Genomic DNA, 21222 nt, shown 5'->3' with positions numbered 1-21222 from the left:
TTGGATTCCCGCTTTTGTTGCATAGAGCGTTGAAAAGTGCCTAAACGGGGTATTAATCAATTAAATGAGGAGGTGTATCTTATGAGGTATACTAAGGACATAGGTGCAATAAGCATGCAGGAGCATGAACTGATAAGAAACAAGAAGATACTGGTGGCAGGGTGCGGCTCTGTAGGCGGATTTGTAATAGAGGGGTTTGCAAGACTCGGGGTAGGCAGGATGATGGCGGTAGACAACGAGGCTTTTGTGATATCAAACCTCAACAGGCAGCCTTTTTCAACCGAAAAGAACATTGGCAAGGAAAAGGTATACGTTGCAAGGGAGCGGGTGAAGGAGATCAATTCTGATGTACTCTTTAGCGGGATAAACGACGACATAAGGAGCGTGAAAATAGAAGGTGTAGACTTCATATTCGATTGCAGCAGCAACATGGATACCAAGTTGTTTCTCAGGGAACTCTCGAATGAGACCAGCACTCCGCTTGTCAGCGCAAGTATAGGGGGGTGGAAAGGTGCTGTATGCATATGCCCGCCAAAGGGAGAACTGTTTGAAAGGGAATATGCAGCTTATGCCAGGGAGCTTCTTGAAAAGGGAAGCATGACATATTTTACAGCTTCATTTGCGGCATCTATAATGATAGCCAGAACTCTCCAGGTCATTATTGGAAGAACAGAGTTGGGCGAAGGCGAAACAATAAGATTTGATATGGAGAATTTTAAATTCTAAAACCGACATATAATTCGTATTTGCGGGAAAACGTATGCCTGGGGCGGCGTACAAAAAGTATTTCATATAACCATGAGGGAATATTAAAAAAATCAATATATTTTTTTGGTAATCGCGATGTTTTTTTGTATCTTGAAAATGATAAAAAACTCTGAAGTTGTTGAAAATAGTAGGGAATTTATTTGAAAAAATGTATTGACACCCAAATTAAATATATGTAAAATATAAAGTTAACTGTTTGACATCCGTCTTGAAATATGTTATTATGTAAACATAGCGAAAAAAGAAACATACTATTATGTAAACATAAAAAAAGAGGCGGGTGATTTTTTTTGGCCAATAAAAATACGTTGGACGCGATCAGAAAAAACATTGAAAAGCACCTCGGAAAAAAAATAGTCCTAAGGGCTAACAAGGGCAGGAAGAAGATAGTAGTAAAAGAGGGAATAATCGAAAACACCTACCCTAGCATATTTGTTGTAAAAATCGACGATGAATATAATAATACTACAAGAGTTTCCTACAGTTATTCCGATGTGCTGACATCTACAGTCAGACTGGAAGTAAAGCCGATAGAAGGTAAGAGGCAGATAATTTCAGGAATGCCGAATTAATAAAATAAAAATTGATTTAAGAAGGGCTGTCTTTATTAGATAAATAAAGGCGGCTTTTTTATTTTCGCAATAGATACAAATGCCTTTGTATTTTTTTTGTATTTTATAGTATAATATATACAGTATATAATAATATGCGCTGTAGTTTCGGGCTGCCAGTATTTTAGCTGCAAAGCCGCCTGAAATTTTCGGAGGAGATATTATGGAAATCAAGCTGAAAACAAGGGCTAAGGTTAATTTTTCTATAGATGTTGTAGGGAAAAGAGATGATGGATATCATCTTGTTGAGATGATAATGCAAACTATAGATCTTTATGATCTTATAACGCTCGGCGATGCTCCCGGCAAGGGAATAACGCTAACGTGCAGCAGCAGTATTGTACCGAGTGATGCTAGAAACATTGCTTACAAGGCGGCTGCACTTTTGAAGGATATGTTCGGAGTTGAAAAGGGCATCAAAATCGATATAGAAAAGCGGATTCCGGTGGGTGCAGGCATGGCGGGCGGAAGCTGCAACGCGGCTGGTGTGCTTGTGGGTCTAAACAAGCTTTGGAATCTGGGGCTTACTACTGAGGAGCTAAAGCAGCTGGGCCTTAAGCTGGGAGCCGACGTTCCCTTTTGCATAGAGGGGGGCACCGTCCTTGCTCAGGGAATAGGTGACAAGCTCACGACGATAAAAGACGTCAAGGATGTTTGGATAGTAGTTTGCAAGCCTAATTTTTCGGTTTCGACAGCGGAAGTGTATAAAAGCCTCAAACTTGACAACATGGGAACAAGGCCTGATACTGAAAGGCTTTTAGGATATATTGAAAAAGGCGATATCAAGGCGCTTGCGGGCGGGATGGCGAATGTGCTTGAAAGCGTCACGCAGAGCCGATACTCGGTAATATCCCATATAAAGGACAAAATGATGCATCAAAGGGCGCTTGGAAGTATTATGACGGGCAGTGGCCCGACAGTTTTTGGAATATTTAAAAATTTCGAGGATGCCCATAAGGCTGAATCAAGGTTGAAGCAAATGTGGGAACAGACTTATTTGGTAAAAACTGAAAACAGGGGTGTTGAATTCAATGAAGGGTAAAATAGGCAATCTTAAGCTTGAAAACTACAAGCCGCTTAGGGACATAGTTTTCGAACATTTGAGAGAGGCAATACTTATTGGAAAGCTTGAGCCCTCAACAAGGCTCATGGAGGTCCAGCTTGCAGACGAGCTTGGTGTCAGCAGGACCCCTGTGAGAGAGGCAATAAGAAAGCTTGAGCTTGAAGGGCTTGTGGAAATGATACCAAGGAAGGGCGCATACGTGGCGGATGTGTCTGTAAAGGACGTCGAAGAGGTGCTCGAGATAAGAACAGGTCTTGAAGGATTCGCATCAATGCTTGCAGCCCAGAGGATGATGAAGGAAGACCTTGGAGAGCTCAAGAGGATACTTGAAATATTCAAGAAGGCTTACGAGGAGAACAATCCGGAAAAGATGGTCGAGTCCGACATAGCCTTCCACGAGGTTATTTTCAAGGCCACAACAAACAAGAAGCTAATGCAGATGAACAATTCGCTCAGAGAGCAGATATACAGGTTCAGAAGGATGTATATAGTCGAGTACCATAAGTCCGAAAATCTAATAAAAGAGCATGAGGACATAATAGAGGCTATAGAAAAAAGGGACGGCGAGCTTGCCATGCACAAGGCTATGAAGCACATAAAGCTGCAGCAGGAGTTCATAGTGGAGCAGACAAAGGCAAAGAAAAGCAAATATTAAAACAAAAGAAAAACCAAAATGCAGACGTTTTGGTTTTTCTTTTTGGCCTGAATGAAAATATGTGTTTTACTTGAATGCTGATAATGTGTAAAATATAATTATATTTATTTATGTAAATGACGAGAAGACTAAATGTTCCTGCAGGGAACCGGGGGGATTATAGGCATGGAAAAGCTTAACGTTGTCATACTTTTTGGCGGGAAGTCCGGAGAACACGATGTTTCACTTGAATCGGCGGCATCCGTATATAGAGCTATAGACAAGGACAAATACAACATACATACAATAGGAATTGCAAAAAACGGCAAGTGGGCTTACTGCAGCTGTGGACCTGATGAAATACAAAGCGGCAAGTGGGTGGAGCATGAGGTAGAGGGCTCGAAAATAAATTTCATACCTTCTCAAAAGGGCTCGGTAGGTATAGAATTGAATGATGGAAGCCTGGTGCCAGTGGATGTTTGCTTCCCGGTGCTTCACGGGCCGCGCGGCGAGGACGGCACTATACAGGGTCTCTTTGAAATGGCTGAAATCCCATATGTGGGCTGCAAGGTGCTGGCCTCCAGCCTGGCAATGGACAAGATAATGTTCAAGAAGATAATGGATTTTGAAGGCGTACCCCAGGTCGATTATGTATATACGACCAGATTCGAATTTTCAGATGATCCCCAGGGCTTTGCCGACATTGCTGAAGAGAGGCTAAGGTATCCCATGTTCACAAAGCCTGCAAACATGGGCTCGAGCGTTGGGATATCCAAGGTGGGCAGCAGGGCGGAGCTCATCGAAGGCGTGAAGAATGCGCTCGAGTACGACTCGAAGGTGGTTGTGGAGCAGGGCATAAGAGCGAGGGAAATTGAGGTCGCCGTGCTTGGCAACAGCGAAGTAGAGGCTTCGGTGGCAGGCGAAATAATACCATGCAAGGATTTTTATGATTATGAGGCAAAATACCTTGCAAATGAGTCAAAGACGCTCATACCTGCAGGCATAGACAAAGAGCTTGAAAACACGATAAGGGAAATGGCGATAAAGGCTTTCAAGGCCATAGACGGCAGTGGAATATCAAGGATTGATTTTTTCGTAGAGCATGAAAGCGGCACCGTATATCTAAATGAGATAAACACAATGCCGGGATTCACAAAGATAAGCATGTACCCAAAGCTTTGGGAGGCAACCGGAGTGGGCTACAGAGAGCTCATAGACAAGCTTATAAAGCTGGCAATGGAAAAATAGATTTGAAATAGATTTGAGAGGTGTAGATATTGAAAGAAAGTCCCATAGGAGTTTTTGATTCGGGTATTGGAGGGCTAACAGTACTCAAGGAGATAATGAATGTTTTGCCAAATGAGAATATAGTCTATTTTGGAGACACGGCCAGAGTTCCATATGGCTCGAGATCTGCTGAAACAGTTACAAAGTATGCGTTCCAGTCGATAAATTTTCTGCTTGAAAAGGGCGTCAAGGCCATAGTGATAGCCTGCAACACGGCGACGGCCAGAAGCCTTTCGATAGTGCAGCAAAAATACGACATTCCCATAGTTGGTGTAATAAAGGCCGGCGTGAGAACGGCAATGGAGCTTACAAGCAGCGGGGTCGTGGGAGTCATAGGTACGGAAGGAACTGTTGGTTCGAGGGCTTATGAGCTTGAGATGAAGAGTATATCGAGCAGAGTGCAGGTGAAAGGAAAGGCTTGTCCGCTGTTTGTGCCGATAGTTGAGGAGGGCTGGCACGATACTGATGTTGCCGAGATTATAGCCCACAGATATCTGGATGAGCTCAGAGAAGACGGCATAGATTCACTTGTTCTGGGCTGCACGCACTACCCTTTGCTTACAGATACAATACAAAGGGTGGTAGGCGAGGCGGTCAAAATAGTAAACCCTGCCAAGGAGACTGCCATGGACCTAATGGACACACTCCAAAAGCACAAACTGCTCAATGAAAGAGGAGCGCAGCCATCATACGAGTATTACGTTTCTGATAATCCGGAAAAGTTTTCCCAGGTTGGAGAGAAGTTCCTCAACAGGGCCATAGATGGCATAAAACTTGTTGAAATACAAAAATATTAATGCTAAAATGGTTATTGCAACATTAGTAGCTAATGGGGCTCTATTTGTTAATGAGGTGGTTTTTTGAGCAGGGAAGTAATGATAAATATAAAAACTTGTCAGACTGATTCAAAGGGAAATACAGACGATATAGAGCTTGTAACCCGAGGGGATTTCTACAAAGAGGACGGAGTCATATATGTAGTCTATGAAGAGACGGAGCTTTCTGGCATGGAGGGGACAACAACTACTCTCAAGATATTTGAAAACCAGGTTGTGCTAAAAAGGCTTGGACAGAACACGTCGGACATGATTTTTGAAAAGGGCAAAAGATTCAAGACTAAATACAAGACATTCCACGGTGATATTTCAATGGAGCTGCTTACGACGGCGGTGGATGTCAATGTGGACGAAAAGCAGTGCAAGGTGGATGTGGATATAGCGTACGACATAAACATATCGGGCATATTCGAAGGCAAAAACAGGATGAATATAAGAATAAGCTGACAATATGAGGCAGAGGATTTCCAGCTGCCTCTATTTATTTATGTTTCAGTCAACTAATAAAATTAATGCTTGTCAAATTGGGTATAAACTTAAACGTTGAAAATAATACAGCTGAAAACGAGGTAGCCGTATGATTCTTGAAAAGGTAAAAAATACTATTGAGAAGCATTCTATGCTTAAAAAAGGCGACAAGGTTATAATAGCGCTCTCTGGCGGGCCGGATTCGGTGTGTCTAATGGACGTGCTTTCAAGGCTTAAGGATGAATATGGGATAAGACTCTATGCTGCGCATTTGAATCATCAAATAAGGGGCATAGAAGCCCAGAAGGATGCCATGTTTTGCATGAAGCGCTGCGAGGAAGAAGGCATAATGTGCTTTATAAAGGCATACGATGTGCCGGCCTATTCCAGGGAAAAAGGGCTCTCGATTGAAGAAGGGGCCAGGGAGCTGCGCTACGGCATGTTTTTCGAGCTTCAAAAAAAACTAAGTGCAGACAAAATCGCAGTCGCCCACAATCTTGATGATCAGGCAGAGACACTAATAATGAGGATGATGCGGGGCACGGGGCTTGAAGGTCTAAAGGGAATGGAATATTCAAGGCGTGACGGCATAATAAGGCCTTTGCTGGATGTGACCAGGGCGGAGATTGAAGCTTATATTTCCCAAAGAGGACTAAGCTTCAGACTTGACAGCACGAATCTAGAGGATATATATACAAGGAACAAGATAAGGCTTAGGCTGATACCTTATATGGATGATAACTTTAATGTGGATATGAAAAAAGCTCTTTCAAGAATGGGATCGCTTCTGAGCGATGATGCAGAGTATATCAATTCTTGCGCCAAAACTGAATTTGACAGAGTCTGCAGCATGGAGGGCGAGGTCAGGATTGACACGGATGCTCTTACGGCGCTCCATAATGCGATTTCCAGTAGGGTTGTGAGAATGGCCATAGGCGCCATACTGGGAGATATTAAAGGAGTCCAGCAGGTTCACATAGAATATGTCATTGAACTTGCCCGAGGCGGCAAGGAAGGCTCCCGTATTGACATCTCACGGGGCTTGATGGCCATAAAGGAAAACGGCCGCATAGTCATCAAAAAAAATCAAGCGCCAGACTCGAACGCAGAGAAAATGAGTTTTCATTATGACCTGGAAAGCGAAGGCAGCGTGAGAATAGAAGAAATCGGGGTGCGTGTGCAGACAAAGATAATAGACAAAGGAGACTCTTTGCATATCGAAAGGGACAGGCACACGGCATATTTTGACTTTGACAAGGTAAAGGGCAAGCTGTCCATAACAAGCAGAATGGAAGGCGACAGGATAAGGCCTATAGGACTTGGCGGAACCAAGAAGCTGAAGGATCTTTTTATAGACCTTAAGATAGAAAGAGAAAAACGAGACTATATACCTGTGCTAAGAGACGAAAATGGGGTCATGTGGGTGATGGGATACAGGCTGAGCGAAGCCTACAGAGTTGATGCGCATACAAAGAGGCTGCTCAAGGTGACATTCACAGAGCTCTAATCTGGAATTGGAAAATATTGAATTAAAAAAATTTTTATGGTACAATTACAGGTATATATTTAGGGAGGAGGATCCATTTTGCAGAAATTTTTTAAGGGAGCAAGTTTCTATTTGCTCATATTTATAATAATAGTTTCGGTAGTCCAGTTCTTTGGCAAGCCGGCAGAAGAAGTTGTAGACATGAAGTTTTCTAAAGTATACCAAATGCTTGAAAAAGAACAAATTGGAGAAATTACATTTACTAACGAACAGATACAGGGAACAGTAAAAGCAACAGGCCAGAAGTTCACATCATATATTCCTTATGCAGTGAGCAAGGAGCAGCTTTCGCAGATAATACTAAAGCAGGCTTCAGGTGGAAAGCTTGTTGTGAGCGGAGAACCGGAACCGGGCACTCCGTGGTTCTTTGAGATTCTTCCGTCGGTATTCATGATACTGATATTCGTGGTTTTCTGGTTTGTATTCATGCAGCAGTCACAAGGCGGCGGAAACAGAGTCATGAATTTTGGGAAATCAAGAGCCAAGCTTCACAAGGAGAATGAAAAGAGCAAGGTTACATTCAACGATGTTGCAGGGCTGGATGAGGAAAAAGAAGAACTCCAGGAGGTTGTTGACTTCCTCAAGAATCCCAAAAAGTATACTGAGCTTGGCGCGAGAATACCTAAGGGACTTCTTCTTGTGGGACCTCCGGGAACAGGAAAGACTTACCTTACAAAGGCTGTCGCAGGAGAGGCAGGAGTTCCGTTTTTTAGCATAAGCGGCTCTGACTTCGTGGAGATGTTCGTCGGAGTGGGAGCATCGCGCGTAAGAGACCTTTTCGAGCAGGCGAAAAAGAGCGCTCCTTGCATAGTTTTCATAGACGAGATTGACGCTGTGGGAAGAAGAAGGGGAGCAGGCCTTGGCGGAGGCCATGACGAGAGGGAGCAGACGCTCAACCAGCTGCTCGTCGAAATGGACGGCTTTGGAATAAATGAGGGAATCATAATAATGGCGGCCACAAACAGGCCTGACATACTTGACCCCGCTCTGCTTCGTCCGGGAAGATTCGACAGGCAGGTAGTTGTAGGTGTTCCAGACATAAAGGGACGAGAGGCCATACTCAGGGTTCACTCAAAGCACAAGCCACTTGCAGACGATGTGGATCTTAAAGTGCTTGCGAGAAGAACGCCTGGTTTTACGCCTGCAGACATAGAAAACCTCATGAACGAGGCTGCGTTGCTTACGGCAAGAAAAAAGGAAAAGCACATAAAGATGGACACCATAGAAGAGGCTATAACGAAAGTTATTGCCGGACCGGCGAAAAAGTCGAGAGTCATAAGCGAAAGGGAAAGAAGGCTTACGGCTTATCATGAGGCAGGGCATGCTGTAGTTGCAACGCTGCTTCCTGATACGGACCCTGTGCACCAGGTTACTATAATACCAAGAGGAAGAGCCGGCGGTTTCACTATGATACTTCCGAAAGAGGAGAAATACTACGCCACAAAGCGTGAGATGGAAGAGCAGCTTATACACCTGCTTGGAGGAAGAGTAGCCGAAAAGCTTGTGCTCAAGGATATATCCACAGGGGCGCAAAACGACCTTGAAAGGGTAAGCCACATAGCGCGCGCTATGGTAACAAAGTATGGCATGAGCGAAAAACTAGGCTCCATGACTTTCGGAGAGGCTTCGGATGAGGTTTTCCTTGGCAAGGATTTTACAACAAGGAAGAACTACTCTGAGGAGATCGCTTCTGAAATAGACAGGGAGATAAGAAGAATAGTCGACGAGGCTTACGACAAGACGCTTAAGCTGCTTGAAGAAAACTTGGCTACGCTTGACAATGTGGCCAGAGCGCTTCTGAAATTCGAGACTTTGGATTCGGAACAGTTCAAGATGGCGTTTGAGGGCACACTTGTGGTTACAGAGGAAGACCTTGAAATTATAAAGGTTGAAAAAGCAGAGCTGGCCGAGTTGGTTGTTCAAGAGAAAGAGGACAAAAAAAAGGCGACTCATGTTGAAAAAGCAAAAGAGGCAATACAAACATCAACGACAATGGATTCAGAAAACTAACAAGTAAAAGCCGGGGATTTCCCGGCTTTTTGATATGGAAATTGATTTATGGACGGGGGATAATGAATGAAGGATGTTAAACCGGGCGTGAAGGCGAGTGTTCAAAGGGTTGTAAGCTTTGAGGACACAGCAGCTGCCCTTGGGAATGAGGGAATAAAGGTGCTTTCAAGCCCTTCGATGATACTGCTTATGGAGCTGGCCAGCTCCAAGGTTCTCGAGCCACTTTTGGAAGAAGATGAGCGCACTGTTGGGATTTCATTTGACATAAAGCACATGGCGCCCACTCCTGCAGGGATGAGTGTTGTGGCGAATTCGGAACTTGTCGAGGCCAAGGGCATAAAGTTCAAATTCAATGTCGAGGTGCTTGACGACCTGGAAAAAATAGGCGAAGGGACGATAAGCATGGCTGTAATAAAAATGGACAGATTTTTGGAAGGGGCCATAGCTAAAAAGCTGTAGCTTTGGACATTAGCAGTATTATAATTACTACATTCGGGAGGCGATAGCTTGAAAGAAAAGATACTTGAGTTTCTTGCGCAGAGCAAGGGCAGCTACGTTTCAGGCGAACACATATCTGAAGAACTTGGGATATCGAGGGCTGCCGTGTGGAAGCACATGAAGGCGCTCAGGGACGAGGGGTACACGATTGAGTCTTCAAGCAGGAGAGGCTATATGCTGCCGCTTGAAGCCGATGTGCTTATTCCGTCAGAGATAGAATCAAGGCTGGATACCGAGTTTGTAGGAAGGCACATAGTATTTTTGGAATCGATAGATTCCACGAATGACCACGCAAAAAAAATAGCGTCGAAAGCTCTCGACGGCACGCTTGTACTAGCAGATGAGCAGACAAAGGGCAAAGGGAGGATGGACAGAGCCTGGAGTTCTCAAAAAGGAGAAGGCGTATGGATGAGTCTGGTCCTAAAACCGAATATAGCGCCGCACAGGGCATCTGTAATAACACTTATTGCAGGGGCGTCGGTAGCCAGGGCGCTTGAGAGGTTTGGAGCCGATGCAAAGATAAAGTGGCCAAATGACATACTCCTGGAGGGCAAGAAGCTGTGCGGCATACTCACCGAGATGAGCGCACAGATGGAGAGAATCGACTACATAGTGCTGGGCATAGGTATAAATGTAAGCACTATGGAATTCCCTGATGAGCTACGGGACATAGCGACTTCACTGAAAAGAGAGGGTCACTTGCTTGAGCGGAGGGACATAATAATAGCGGTCCTGGAGGAGTTCGAGCGCATGTACTCTGCTTACGTAAAAACAGGTGACGCATCAGAAGCCATAGGCATATGCAGGGAAAAGTCGAGCCTCATAGGAAGAGACATATACGTCATAAGCTGGAGCGGCAAGGTTCCCGCAAAGGCGCTCGATATAAGCGGTGAGGGCGACCTTGTTGTAGAGTACGAGGATGGGAGCGTCGAAAGAGTTATTTCGGGAGAGGTGTCCGTAAGGAATAGATAAAGCCTCATGAGTCTTGTTTTATATTAAATATTTGACATGGTTGTTGAAATGGGAAAAAAACACTGTTAAAATAAAACCTGCAAGCAATTCGAAAAGAATAAACCATCAGGGAGAAGATGATATATGCTTTTAGTGTGTGACGTTGGCAACACAAACACGGTGCTTGGAGTATACAAAGGCGACAAGCTCATGAATTACTGGAGAATGAAAACGGACAAGCAAAAGACATCGGACGAATACGGAATGCTGATCCACCAGTTTTTCGCATATGAAGGACTTGATTTTTCTCAGATTGAGGATGTTATAATATCCTCCGTAGTTCCCAATGTCATGCATTCGCTGGAGAACTTCTCCGTTAAATACTGCGGCAAGAAGCCCATGGTGATAGGTCCAGGCGTAAAGACGGGCATGAACATAAAATACGACAACCCCAAGCAGGTGGGTGCGGACAGGATAGTAAACGCGGTAGCTGCATATCAAAAGTACGGCGCTCCGCTTGTAATAGTTGACTTTGGCACTGCTACTACCTTTTGCGCAATATCTAAAAATGGAGAATATCTTGGCGGCAGTATAGCGCCGGGAATACAAATATCAAGCGAGGCTCTTTTTCAGATGGCGTCAAAGCTTCCAAGGGTGGAGCTGGTAAAGCCGGGAAATGCTATAAGTAAAAACACTGTCGGAGCCATGCAATCAGGCATAATATACGGCTATGCGGGCCTTGTCGACAGGATTGTGGACCTGATAAGGGCGGAGCTTGGAGACAGCGATGCCAAGGTTATAGCTACGGGAGGGCTTGCGACGCTAATAGCGTCGGAAGCAAGGAACGTTGACTTTGTGGACAGATTCCTGACTCTTGAGGGGCTGAAGATAATATACAACAGGAACAAGGCCGATTAGGTCCTTCCTTTGCGTATCAAAATTGTTGGAGGAGATATATTGAAAGCTGGTTTGAAAATTGCAGGCCTGGAGCTTAGGCACAATGTTTTTCTGGCGCCAATGGCCGGCGTGACAGATTTGCCATTCCGTCTCATATGCAAGGAGCTTGGCAGTGATTTGCTCTATACCGAGATGATAAATGCCAAGGCGCTGTGCTATGAAGACGAGAAGACAAGATCCATGATAAAAATAGAAAAACAGGAGCATCCGGTGGCGCTCCAGATATTCGGGCACGAGCCTGAGTTCATTGCCGAGGCTGCAAGCATACTCAATGACCATGATAACGAGATACTAGACATCAACATGGGCTGCCCGGCTCCGAAGGTAGTAAAAAACGGTGACGGCAGTGCGCTTATGAAAAATCCGGAGCTTGCAGGCAGGATAATGGAAGCTGCGGTAAAGGCGTCGAGAAAGCCTGTGACAGTGAAGATCAGATCCGGCTGGGATGAGCATAACATAAATGCCGTGGAAATGGCCAGGATTGCGCAGAATTGCGGAATAAGCGCCATAGCAGTTCATGCAAGGACAAAGGAGCAGTACTATTCAGGGAGCGCCGATTGGTCGGTAATAAAGGCTGTAAAGGATGCGGTTTCGATTCCGGTAATAGGCAACGGCGATGTGAAATCCGCGCAGGATGCGCTAAGCATGCTTGAGAAGACCGGTTGCGACGCTGTTATGATAGGCAGAGGTGCCCAGGGAAATCCCTGGATATTCAACGAGGTATACAGATATTTGGAATACAATGAGCAGGTAAGGGAACCTTCACCGGTTCAAAAAATTGAAACAGTAATCAGGCATCTTGAACTTGCAGTCCAGATAAAGGGAATGCATACCGGGGTGGTGGAGATGAGAAAGCATATTGGATGGTACCTCAAGGGAATGAAGGGCTCTGCAAAGATTAAGAATGAAATAAATACGCTGTATAGATTCGAAGAAATCAAGGGCAGGCTGCTCTCCTACATGGATGAACTGAATGTGCTGCTTGACACATAAAAAATACTAATTTATAATACATTATAATGTGCAAGGGTATGTAAAGGCCCTTTTGTATTTGAATTCCAATAATTATTGACATATTGATAAAATCCTATTGGATTCTATCAGTTTTTTTGTTTTAGATTAAAATCAGGAGAGAGGGGAATTTAAATGGATCCAAACTCAAAGGAAATACTTCTTACGAAGGAAGGCTATAAAAAGATAGAAGACGAGCTTGAAATGCTTAAGACGGTGATGAGGAAAGAGGTTGCCGAGAGAATAAAGGAAGCCATATCTTTTGGAGACATATCCGAGAATGCCGAGTATGACGAGGCGAAAAACGAGCAGGCGAAAGTGGAGGAGAGGATACTAAAGCTTGAGAATATGCTCAGGAAGGCCAAGATAATAAAGGAAGAAGACATAGAAGCTGACATTGTTACGGTAGGGTCTATAGTTAAGGTCAAGGATTTTGATTTCGATGAGGAGATGGAGTACACTATAGTGGGCTCTGCGGAAGCGGATCCTTATGACAACAAGATATCTAACGAATCTCCGGTTGGAAGTGCGCTCATAGGAATGAAAAAAGGCGACGAAATCGAAGTGAACGTTCCTGACGGAACAGCGAGATTTAAAATACTGGATATAAGAAGATAAACGGAGGTGCTATAGTTGTCAGAAGAATTGAATTTGAACGAGATGCTGCAGATTAGAAGGGACAAACTAAAGAAGCTTCAGGAAGCTGGAAATGACCCTTTTAAAATAGAAAAATATGACGTGAGTGCATATTCTGCTGACATTAAGGAGAATATCAACTCCATGCAGGGACAGCAGGTAAGCATAGCAGGCCGTATAATGAGCAAAAGGGGCCATGGAAAGACTACATTCATGGACGTGCAGGACGGTAAAGGCAGAATACAGTCATATGTGAAGGTGGACGGACTCGGTGAAGCTGAATACGATGTATTCAAGACATACGACATAGGCGACATCGTGGGCGTGGAAGGCGAGGTTTTTATAACTCAAAAGGGAGAAATATCTGTTAAAGCCTCAAAGGTTACGCTCCTCTCCAAATCACTCCAGATTTTGCCTGAAAAATTCCATGGGCTCAAGGATCCTGACCTTAGATACAGGCAAAGGTATGTGGATCTTATTGTGAATCCGGAGGTCAAGGAGAAGTTCCTTACAAGAAGCAAGGCTGTAAAAGCTGTAAGGGAATTCCTTGACGAGAGAGGTTTTCTTGAAGTGGACACGCCTATACTAAACACAATAGCCGGCGGAGCATCTGCAAGACCTTTCATCACTCACCACAACACTCTTGATATAGACATGTACCTGAGGATAGCAAATGAGCTCTACCTTAAAAGGCTGATAGTGGGCGGATTCGACAAGGTTTACGAGATGGGCAGGATGTTCAGGAACGAGGGCATGTCAATAAAGCACAATCCGGAGTACACTGCCATAGAGCTGTATCAGGCTTATGCGGATTACGAGGAAATGATGAACATAACGGAAAATATAGTTGCGTATATGGCACAGAAGTCTGTCGGCTCGACTAAGATTACATACCAGGGCAAGGAGATAGACCTTACTCCGCCTTGGAACAGGATGAGCATGAAGGAAGCCGTGAAGAAATATACGGGAATAGACTTTGACGATATCAAAACCGACGAAGAGGCATATGAAATTGCAGACAAGAAAGGGCTTGATCTCAGAGCGGGCCTTACAAAAGGACACATACTCAGCGAAATATTCGAAGAGTTTTGCGAGGAGCATCTTGTTCAGCCTACATTCATAACTCACCACCCAGTGGAGATTTCTCCGCTGGCAAAGAGAAATCCCGACGATCCTACAATAACAAACAGGTTTGAGGCTTTCGTGAACACATGGGAGATAGCAAATGCATTCTCGGAGCTTAATGATCCTATAGACCAAAGAGGCAGGTTCATGGACCAGCTAAAGCAAAGAGAGCTTGGTGACGATGAGGCTCAGATGCTTGATGAGGATTTCATCAATGCAATAGAAGTGGGACTGCCACCTACAGGCGGGCTTGGAATAGGCATAGACAGGGTGATGATGTTGCTTACAGACTCATCATCAATAAGGGATGTAATACTATTCCCAACGATGAAGCCTATCATAAGTGAAGATAAATAAAAAACATCCGCATTTTATTAAAATTTAAGTTTAAAAAATAAGTAAAGGGTATTAATAACCTCGTGAGTCGCTGACTTTCGGGGTTTTATTTTTTGTTAATTTTTTAATAAAACACTTTATTTTTTATAAAAACTTTGGTATATTTGAAATAAATACCATAGCTGTTGGCTTTTTCATACAGGAGAGGAGGATTTTATTAAATGTTTACGTGGATATGCTTGATATGCATAGTGGTGCTGGTTTTCAAGGTAATGTGGTTTTTATCGATGAGCACTCTCTCGGAACTGTATGAAAGCAAGCCTACAGGACGAAAGGCAAAGAGGAAGGCCGTGCAGACGGCAATGGGTTATACATATGCAGCAACTGGTACATACGGAAATGGTGGATATACATCGGATTATTACATAGAAAAAAGAAGAGGCATGTAGATGCCTCTTCTTTTTTATGTTGTGCGCCCAGCATGGGCGATAACTTGGTGGTGAAAGTCCACTACGCGCTCGGTAGCAGGAAGCGTTAGTCAAAGGCAAGGGTGTCCATCGCGAGGTGGAATCTGAAGGAAGCCGGAGGCAAAGTCCCGAACCGACGAACAGAAACCGCATATTGAGGCCGAAATAGGGCGGACGAGTTTGCAACTCAAAACGAAGTCCAATGCTACCCGAACCCTACACGGTAAATGCGGCGGTTACATGGGATGAAGGTTATCGTTCTTACCCGGGGAGGTCTCACGGACGTTGAGTAAGATAAATCTGAAATACGGAGTAAAGCTTGCCGTGAGAAGTCAGCAGAGGCCATAGTACCGATTTTTTTTTCGGGAAGGGCTGAACAATCGCAAGTCTTGAGTAAGAGCCGGAAGGAGGCTGGTGCGTTGAAAGCAGAATACCGAAAGGGCTGCCTGCAAAGGGATAGCGTGGAACGTCAAGAGTATGCAGGAGCGCAGAGCACCAGCGCTCGGGAAAGCAAAGAAAGAGATGGTGCAATCGACCTGCTCGAAAGGATACTGGAACGGGATAACCTCAACAGAGCCTACAAGCAGGTCAAGCGTAACCATGGAGCGCCAGGAATCGATGGAATGACTGTCGAGGATGCGTTTTCGTGGATAAGGGAAAATAGGGATGAACTTCTGCAAAGCATCAGGGATGGAAGCTATAAGCCGAGTCCGGTGCGACGCAAGGAAATTCCCAAATCCGATGGTGGTGTGCGAAAACTGGGGATTCCCACGGTAATAGACCGAGTCATCCAGCAGGCCATAGCGCAGAAGTTACAACCCATCTTCGAACCAATATTTTCAGAAGGAAGCTATGGCTACCGTCCGAAAAGAAGCGCACAGCAAGCGATTCTAAAAGTGAAAAGCTATGCAAAGCAGGGATACGGACACGCAGTAGAAATAGACCTGTCCAAATACTTTGACACCTTGAACCATGAACTGCTTCTTAACCTTCTGCGAAAGAAATTCCAAGACAACCGCGTGATAGAGCTCATCAAGAAATATCTAAAGAGTGGAGTCATGGCAAACGGAGTATTCAGCAAAACTGAGGAAGGCTCGCCGCAAGGCGGGCCGCTTTCACCTTTACTGGCCAACATCTACCTGAATGAATTCGACAAGGAGATGGAAGGCCGAGGGGTTAAGATAGTCAGATATGCGGATGACATTGTGGTGCTTGCGAAAAGTAAACGAGCCGCAGTACGTCTAATGGAAACCTGTAGCAGATATCTTGAGGACAGACTCAAACTCAGAGTGAACGCCCAAAAGAGCAAGGTGGTAAGCGTGTTTGCAATAAAGCACTTCAAGTTCCTAGGGTTTTGCCTCGGGAAGAACGGAAAGGGAATATACATACGAGCTCACCGGGAATCCCTTTCAAAGGCGAAACGAAAGTTGAAGGAACTGACCCGCAGGAATCAGGGAAGGAATGTGCGCATGGTCATGGAGAACGTCAAAAGATACATCCGTGGATGGCTTGGCTACTATAATGTGGCTGACATCAAACGAACTCTGCTCAAATGGAACGAATGGATGCGCCGAAGGATTCGCATGTATATCTGGAAGCAATGGAAGAAACCAAGAACGAGGGTGAAGAACCTGACGAAACTGGGCATTCCAGAGTGGCAGGCATACCAATGGGGCAACACGCGGCTGGGATACTGGCGTATAGCAGGTAGCGCGGTTTTATCCCGCTCCATCACAAATGAAAAGCTCGTACAGGCCGGATACTATGACTTTCCGGCGCAGTACGAGCAATTACGCAAAATGCACTTAAGCGGTTGAACCGCCGTATACTGAACGGTACGTACGGTGGTGGTGTGCCATGAAAGGCATACGGATGATGAAGGTAGGTCCTTCGACAGGGATTGAACAGGCAAACCTGTCAAACAACCTTAATGCTGCTGTGATTAAGAGTCGTGGTAGTGAGCGATTAAGGAAAAGGCTGCACAAGCAGTCATGTGAGATATGTGAAGATGAACGAAAGTGAACCGCTGATGAAGTATCGATAGCGTAAAGTTCCTGCAAAACTCAACTCTTCACCACTGATTGAGGAAAAGGATAGAAGATACCTGTAAGGCTGACTATCTGTGGGACGGTATTAAGGCGGCATGAGCATATATCAGGCATCTGTATGAAACATGGGAACCTGCGGAATGATGGTAATCGAAAAAGTCTAAGCCACAGAAAGGCAAAGCTGAAAGTAGAGATGCATTTCGCAGGGGCGGAGATGTTCGTAGTAGTGATGAAACTGCTGTAATGGCAGTGGAGCGAAGGGGCATCATCATTCAGCTCAGAAGCAGAAAACAACTATATCAAATAGGAGGATTTGATGCGGATGAGCAAACCGTACAAAATACCGAAGAAAGTAGTACTTGAGGCATATAAAAGAGTGAAGGCAAACAAGGGAAGTGCCGGGATAGATGGCATAACCTTTGAGGTCTTTGATGAAAATCTCGAAAAGAACTTATACAAGATATGGAATAGGATGAGCTCAGGAAGCTACATTCCCGCCCCGGTTTTGGCAGTTGAAATACCTAAAAAGACCGGAGGGACAAGGCGACTGGGCATACCTACCATCACCGACCGAATAGCGCAAATGGTAGCAAGAATGATTGTCGAGCCTAAGGTTGAACCCATTTTTCACGAGGACTCATACGGATACAGGCCAAACAAATCTGCATTAGAAGCAGTGGGAAGAGCCCGTGAGCGAAGCTGGAAGTACGACTACGTGATAGAACTGGATGTGAAGGGTCTGTTCGATAATATCGACCATGAACTTCTCATGCGCGTGGTAGAAAAGCACGTGGATGAAAAGTGGGCCAAGCTCTATATAAAGAGATGGCTCGAAGCCCCTTTCACAACTAAAGAAGGACAACACATAGCTCGGAAAGCCGGAACCCCTCAAGGTGGCGTTATCAGCCCTGTGTTGGCGAACATGTTCCTACACTATGCGTTTGACCGTTGGATGGAAAGGAATTATCCGAAATGTCCTTTTGAGAGATACGCCGATGATGCCGTTATTCATTGTCAAACGCCTACACAAGCCAAACAGCTGAAGCAAGCGCTGACGGAAAGAATGTTGGAATGTCGATTGGAACTTCATCCCGAAAAGACTCGGATTGCTTACTGTCACGATAAAGACAGGAAGGAAAACTATCCAGTCAGAAGCTTTGATTTTCTCGGATACACATTTAAAGCGATGAATATCAAGTGCAGGGACGGAATTCTAAGGTATAACTTCATCGCATCCGTAAGCAAAACGTCTTGTAAGAGCTTTAGAGATAAAATCAAGGCCTTGGAAATTCACAAAAGAACTGGGAGTTCCATAAACATCATAGCTGAAATCATAAACCCGATAGTGAGGGGATGGATGAACTATTTCAGCAAGTACAATCCGTCAGCCATGAAATACTCCCTGGACTGCGTAGATAGAAGACTCGTAAAGTGGGCGATGTGTAAGTTCAAACACTTTAGGGGACATAGAAGACGGGCAGAAAAATGGCTCTCTGAGGTTAAAAGCAGAGAGCCGGGACTATTCGCACATTGGAAACTTCGGTATATCAGTTAATGCGGTTATGAATGATAAGAGCCGTATGAAGGGAGACTTTCACGTACGGTTCTGTGAGAAGCTCGGGGTGAAACTCCCCTTGCTTACTCGACTGAGAGGTCGGCTGATGAACTAATCGTCAGCCTCCTACTCGATTAAAGCGATTTTATAAAATTGCCTATCCTGTTTATTCCCTCTGTTATTTCTTCGTTTGAGCACGCATAGCACATTCTTATGAAATCGTCTGTTCCGAAAGCTATTCCCGGAACAACAGCCACTCTTTCCTTTTCAAGAAGGCTTTCACAAAACGCCATTGAGAGGCTCTCGTTGTGAGGCAGCTTGTCCCTTAGGCTCGATATGTCGGCGTATATATAAAACGCTCCCTGAGGGTATACATATGAAATTTCACTTATCTTGTCAAACAGAGAGGCTGCAAGGTCTCTTCTTTGCTTGAACACCTCCACCATGTTGTCCATGTCCGATTCGCATTTGTCGAGTGCTGCGAAGGCTGCCCACTGTGAGATTGTGCTTGGGTGGGATACGAGGTGGCCCTGTATTGATATTATGGCTTTTGCTATGGCACTGCTAGATGCTGTGTAGCCTACTCTCCAGCCTGTCATTGACGCGGACTTGGAAAATCCATTTATGGTTATAGTCATTTCCTTTGCCTTGTCGGAAAGGGACGCTATGCTTGTAAATTCGCCTTCATAGTTTATCTTTTCATATATCTCGTCTGCAAGTATTATTATGTTCTTCTCGATGCAGTAGTTTACTATCTCTTCAAGCTCTTTTTTTGAATAAATTGCCCCTGTAGGGTTTGAAGGATTTGATATTATTATCACTCTGGTTTTGTCGCTTATATGCTTTTCTATGTCTGAAACTGTAACCTTGAAGCTGTTTGACTTGTCTGCATCTACGAATACAGGAATTCCGCCCACTAGCTTTACTGTTTCGGGATAGCTCACCCAGTAGGGTATTGGTATTAGGACCTCTTCTCCTGGATTTATTACAGCCATCAGAGCATTTGTTATAGCATGCTTGGCACCGCTCGATACGACGATCTGGTCGCTCGTGTATGAAACCTTGTTTTCCTTTTCAAGCTTTTCAACTATCGAATTTTTAAGCTGTTTCAATCCAGAAACCATGTCATATCTGGTCTTGTTGTGGACTATTGCCTCTATTGCAGCAAGTTTTGCCTTTTCAGGAGTAGGAAAGTCAGGTTCTCCCACGCTGAGGTTGATTATTTCAATATTTTGTTCTCTTAGTTTTGCAACCTTGCTGTTTATTCCTATTGTAACTGACGGGGTGATGTTCAGAGCTCTTTGTGAAAGCATATGATATTTCCTCCTTTTGATATGCCGAGTATGCAACTTTGCATAAATCGGATTTCAATGCGATAAAGTATAAAGTAAATTATAAAGCAAAAAAATAGTTTTGAAAAGGCTTATATCAGGCCTTTTAAGGTGTTTTATTATTAACAAGAACAGATCAAAAGCCGGTTGACGCTGCATGCCATAATGGAGTAAATTATATAGTAGCTGAAACTAGGCGGAGGCCGAAAAATAAGTCTGGAGGATTTGGAAATGACAGGCAAAACACACATATCTATTGGCGTGGCGGCTTCATTTTGCGCGGCAGATGCATTGGGGATAATGCCGGGAGCCGAATACATAGCGGCAGCAGCTGTAGGCAGTATGCTTCCCGACATAGACCATCCGGGGGGTATGCTCAACAGAAAAATACTTCCAGCATCAAACGGAATAGACAAGCTTGTAATATATGTGATTCTGGCGTTTCTTTCAGGATACCTGTATATGAAAAATTCCGGTATGGGGTCCATTCTATATATAGTGCCTATTTTTTTGATTGTCGCATTTTCAAAGCACAGGGGTGTGACGCACAGCATGCTTGGAAGCGTTGTCTTCGCATATGCGGCATACAAAATAGGGTTTGAAACGGGAAGGGAGAGCCTCGCTTTTCCTTTTGCAATAGGATATGTGCTCCATATAGTGGCTGACATTTTCAATTCAGGAGGAGTCCAGCTTTTTTATCCGGCAAAAAAGAGAATCAGCCTGCTAAAAGCCTTTAAATCGGGAAGCGCCGGAGAAAAAACGCTGTTTCTGACATTCTCGCTGCTGGCATTCTATATGGCTTTCAAAGTGTATTTTGGATAGATCAGCTGCAAATTTGAGCCACATTGCCTTTTACAGAATTGAATTTTTTTGTTTGTTGCCAAAATTTTAGTTGTTTTTCTGAACAGTCTAGATTTGCTTGTATTCGTATTTTCGAATAAGCAATCCCAACGTATCTGGCGATTTGCCAGATTTCAAAAAAACTGATATGATATATGGCATAGATGAAACTATATAGAAGAGACAGTTTATAAAAGGCAAGCCTTTCTTTAATGCGAGAATCAGCGCATAAAATTAAAAAGGC

General features: G+C 44.3%; 22 protein-coding genes. 21 read left to right on the top strand and 1 reads right to left on the bottom strand.

What is annotated here, in order from left to right:
• The first annotated feature begins 81 nt into the window (after positions 1–81).
• From EAL2_RS08915 to ltrA (EAL2_RS08830), 20 genes are all read left to right on the top strand, one after another.
• On the top strand, positions 82–726 hold the full coding sequence (locus tag EAL2_RS08915) for a ThiF family adenylyltransferase (RefSeq protein ID WP_025436051.1): 645 nt from the start codon (positions 82–84) through the stop codon (positions 724–726).
• Positions 727–1058: 332 nt separating this feature from the next.
• Positions 1059–1340 (top strand): Veg family protein, encoded by a 282-nt coding sequence (locus EAL2_RS08910; RefSeq protein ID WP_025436050.1) that lies wholly within the window; start codon positions 1059–1061, stop codon positions 1338–1340.
• Between the two features lie 202 nt (positions 1341–1542).
• Positions 1543–2421, top strand: coding sequence for a 4-(cytidine 5'-diphospho)-2-C-methyl-D-erythritol kinase (gene ispE / locus EAL2_RS08905; protein WP_025436049.1), 879 nt, complete (start codon positions 1543–1545; stop codon positions 2419–2421).
• Positions 2411–3097, top strand: a complete 687-nt coding sequence (locus tag EAL2_RS08900; RefSeq protein WP_025436048.1) for a GntR family transcriptional regulator — start codon at positions 2411–2413, stop codon at positions 3095–3097. Before ispE ends, EAL2_RS08900 begins: the two co-directional genes overlap by 11 nt.
• A 165-nt stretch (positions 3098–3262) precedes the next feature.
• Positions 3263–4324: a D-alanine--D-alanine ligase family protein gene (locus EAL2_RS08895; protein WP_201770165.1), complete on the top strand. Its 1062-nt coding sequence runs from the start codon at positions 3263–3265 to the stop codon at positions 4322–4324.
• Positions 4325–4353: 29 nt separating this feature from the next.
• Positions 4354–5160, top strand: a complete 807-nt coding sequence (gene murI, locus EAL2_RS08890) for a glutamate racemase (RefSeq protein WP_025436047.1) — start codon at positions 4354–4356, stop codon at positions 5158–5160.
• Between the two features lie 78 nt (positions 5161–5238).
• Complete coding sequence (locus EAL2_RS08885; RefSeq protein WP_038602663.1) at positions 5239–5646, top strand: DUF1934 domain-containing protein; 408 nt, start codon at positions 5239–5241, stop codon at positions 5644–5646.
• A 130-nt stretch (positions 5647–5776) separates the two neighbouring features.
• Positions 5777–7174: a tRNA lysidine(34) synthetase TilS gene (gene tilS / locus EAL2_RS08880; RefSeq protein ID WP_025436045.1), complete on the top strand. Its 1398-nt coding sequence runs from the start codon at positions 5777–5779 to the stop codon at positions 7172–7174.
• A gap of 78 nt (positions 7175–7252) precedes the next feature.
• Positions 7253–9223 carry an ATP-dependent zinc metalloprotease FtsH gene (gene ftsH, locus EAL2_RS08875; protein WP_025436044.1) on the top strand — a complete coding sequence of 657 codons (1971 nt, stop codon included), beginning with the start codon at positions 7253–7255 and terminating at the stop codon, positions 9221–9223.
• Positions 9224–9289: 66 nt separating this feature from the next.
• Entirely contained in the window at positions 9290–9682 is a 393-nt protein-coding gene (locus EAL2_RS08870; protein WP_025436043.1) for a thioesterase family protein, read from the top strand.
• Positions 9683–9730: 48 nt separating this feature from the next.
• A complete protein-coding gene (locus EAL2_RS08865) occupies positions 9731–10693 on the top strand; it encodes a biotin--[acetyl-CoA-carboxylase] ligase (RefSeq protein WP_025436042.1) in 963 nt (320 codons plus the stop codon).
• Positions 10694–10816: 123 nt separating this feature from the next.
• A complete protein-coding gene (locus EAL2_RS08860; RefSeq protein WP_025436041.1) occupies positions 10817–11590 on the top strand; it encodes a type III pantothenate kinase in 774 nt (257 codons plus the stop codon).
• A 51-nt stretch (positions 11591–11641) separates the two neighbouring features.
• The gene (gene dusB, locus EAL2_RS08855; RefSeq protein WP_025436040.1) at positions 11642–12622 is read left to right on the top strand and encodes a tRNA dihydrouridine synthase DusB; all 981 of its coding nucleotides are present in this window, start codon (positions 11642–11644) and stop codon (positions 12620–12622) included.
• 153 nt (positions 12623–12775) lie between these two features.
• A complete protein-coding gene (gene greA / locus EAL2_RS08850) occupies positions 12776–13258 on the top strand; it encodes a transcription elongation factor GreA (protein ID WP_025436039.1) in 483 nt (160 codons plus the stop codon).
• Between the two features lie 42 nt (positions 13259–13300).
• Positions 13301–14758, top strand: a complete 1458-nt coding sequence (gene lysS / locus EAL2_RS08845; RefSeq protein ID WP_038602660.1) for a lysine--tRNA ligase — start codon at positions 13301–13303, stop codon at positions 14756–14758.
• Between the two features lie 200 nt (positions 14759–14958).
• A complete protein-coding gene (locus EAL2_RS08840) occupies positions 14959–15186 on the top strand; it encodes a hypothetical protein (RefSeq protein WP_025436037.1) in 228 nt (75 codons plus the stop codon).
• Positions 15187–15623: 437 nt separating this feature from the next.
• Entirely contained in the window at positions 15624–17021 is a 1398-nt protein-coding gene (gene ltrA, locus EAL2_RS08835; protein WP_025436036.1) for a group II intron reverse transcriptase/maturase, read from the top strand.
• Positions 17022–17061: 40 nt separating this feature from the next.
• Complete coding sequence (locus EAL2_RS15515) at positions 17062–17226, top strand: hypothetical protein (protein WP_158408885.1); 165 nt, start codon at positions 17062–17064, stop codon at positions 17224–17226.
• Between the two features lie 144 nt (positions 17227–17370).
• Positions 17371–17496: a hypothetical protein gene (locus EAL2_RS15825; RefSeq protein ID WP_278246852.1), complete on the top strand. Its 126-nt coding sequence runs from the start codon at positions 17371–17373 to the stop codon at positions 17494–17496.
• Between the two features lie 78 nt (positions 17497–17574).
• The gene (ltrA, locus tag EAL2_RS08830; RefSeq protein WP_242842517.1) at positions 17575–18807 is read left to right on the top strand and encodes a group II intron reverse transcriptase/maturase; all 1233 of its coding nucleotides are present in this window, start codon (positions 17575–17577) and stop codon (positions 18805–18807) included.
• 134 nt (positions 18808–18941) lie between these two features.
• Here ltrA (EAL2_RS08830) and EAL2_RS08825 read toward each other — a convergent pair whose 3' ends face one another.
• Entirely contained in the window at positions 18942–20120 is a 1179-nt protein-coding gene (locus EAL2_RS08825) for a pyridoxal phosphate-dependent aminotransferase (RefSeq protein ID WP_025436035.1), read from the bottom strand.
• A gap of 249 nt (positions 20121–20369) precedes the next feature.
• Between EAL2_RS08825 and EAL2_RS08820 the strand changes: the two genes are divergently transcribed.
• A complete protein-coding gene (locus EAL2_RS08820; RefSeq protein ID WP_025436034.1) occupies positions 20370–20960 on the top strand; it encodes a metal-dependent hydrolase in 591 nt (196 codons plus the stop codon).
• The last annotated feature ends 262 nt before the right edge of the window (positions 20961–21222 follow it).

Source organism: Peptoclostridium acidaminophilum DSM 3953, assembly GCF_000597865.1.
Classification (GTDB): domain Bacteria; phylum Bacillota; class Clostridia; order Peptostreptococcales; family Peptostreptococcaceae; genus Peptoclostridium_A; species Peptoclostridium_A acidaminophilum.
The sequence above is the reverse complement of the archived record's forward strand: the minus strand, read 5'-3'. Positions and strand labels throughout refer to the sequence as shown.

Coding starts and splice junctions, on each gene's coding strand:
- EAL2_RS08915 (WP_025436051.1), top strand. CDS start 82: ATGAGGTATACTAAGGACATAGGTGCAATAAGCATGCAGGAGCATGAA.
- ispE (WP_025436049.1), top strand. CDS start 1,543: ATGGAAATCAAGCTGAAAACAAGGGCTAAGGTTAATTTTTCTATAGAT.
- EAL2_RS08900 (WP_025436048.1), top strand. CDS start 2,411: ATGAAGGGTAAAATAGGCAATCTTAAGCTTGAAAACTACAAGCCGCTT.
- EAL2_RS08895 (WP_201770165.1), top strand. CDS start 3,263: ATGGAAAAGCTTAACGTTGTCATACTTTTTGGCGGGAAGTCCGGAGAA.
- EAL2_RS08885 (WP_038602663.1), top strand. CDS start 5,239: ATGATAAATATAAAAACTTGTCAGACTGATTCAAAGGGAAATACAGAC.
- tilS (WP_025436045.1), top strand. CDS start 5,777: ATGATTCTTGAAAAGGTAAAAAATACTATTGAGAAGCATTCTATGCTT.
- EAL2_RS08870 (WP_025436043.1), top strand. CDS start 9,290: ATGAAGGATGTTAAACCGGGCGTGAAGGCGAGTGTTCAAAGGGTTGTA.
- EAL2_RS08860 (WP_025436041.1), top strand. CDS start 10,817: ATGCTTTTAGTGTGTGACGTTGGCAACACAAACACGGTGCTTGGAGTA.
- greA (WP_025436039.1), top strand. CDS start 12,776: ATGGATCCAAACTCAAAGGAAATACTTCTTACGAAGGAAGGCTATAAA.
- lysS (WP_038602660.1), top strand. CDS start 13,301: ATGCTGCAGATTAGAAGGGACAAACTAAAGAAGCTTCAGGAAGCTGGA.
- EAL2_RS08840 (WP_025436037.1), top strand. CDS start 14,959: ATGTTTACGTGGATATGCTTGATATGCATAGTGGTGCTGGTTTTCAAG.
- EAL2_RS15515 (WP_158408885.1), top strand. CDS start 17,062: ATGAAAGGCATACGGATGATGAAGGTAGGTCCTTCGACAGGGATTGAA.
- EAL2_RS15825 (WP_278246852.1), top strand. CDS start 17,371: ATGAAACATGGGAACCTGCGGAATGATGGTAATCGAAAAAGTCTAAGC.
- ltrA (WP_242842517.1), top strand. CDS start 17,575: ATGAGCAAACCGTACAAAATACCGAAGAAAGTAGTACTTGAGGCATAT.
- EAL2_RS08825 (WP_025436035.1), bottom strand. CDS start 20,120: ATGCTTTCACAAAGAGCTCTGAACATCACCCCGTCAGTTACAATAGGA.
- EAL2_RS08820 (WP_025436034.1), top strand. CDS start 20,370: ATGACAGGCAAAACACACATATCTATTGGCGTGGCGGCTTCATTTTGC.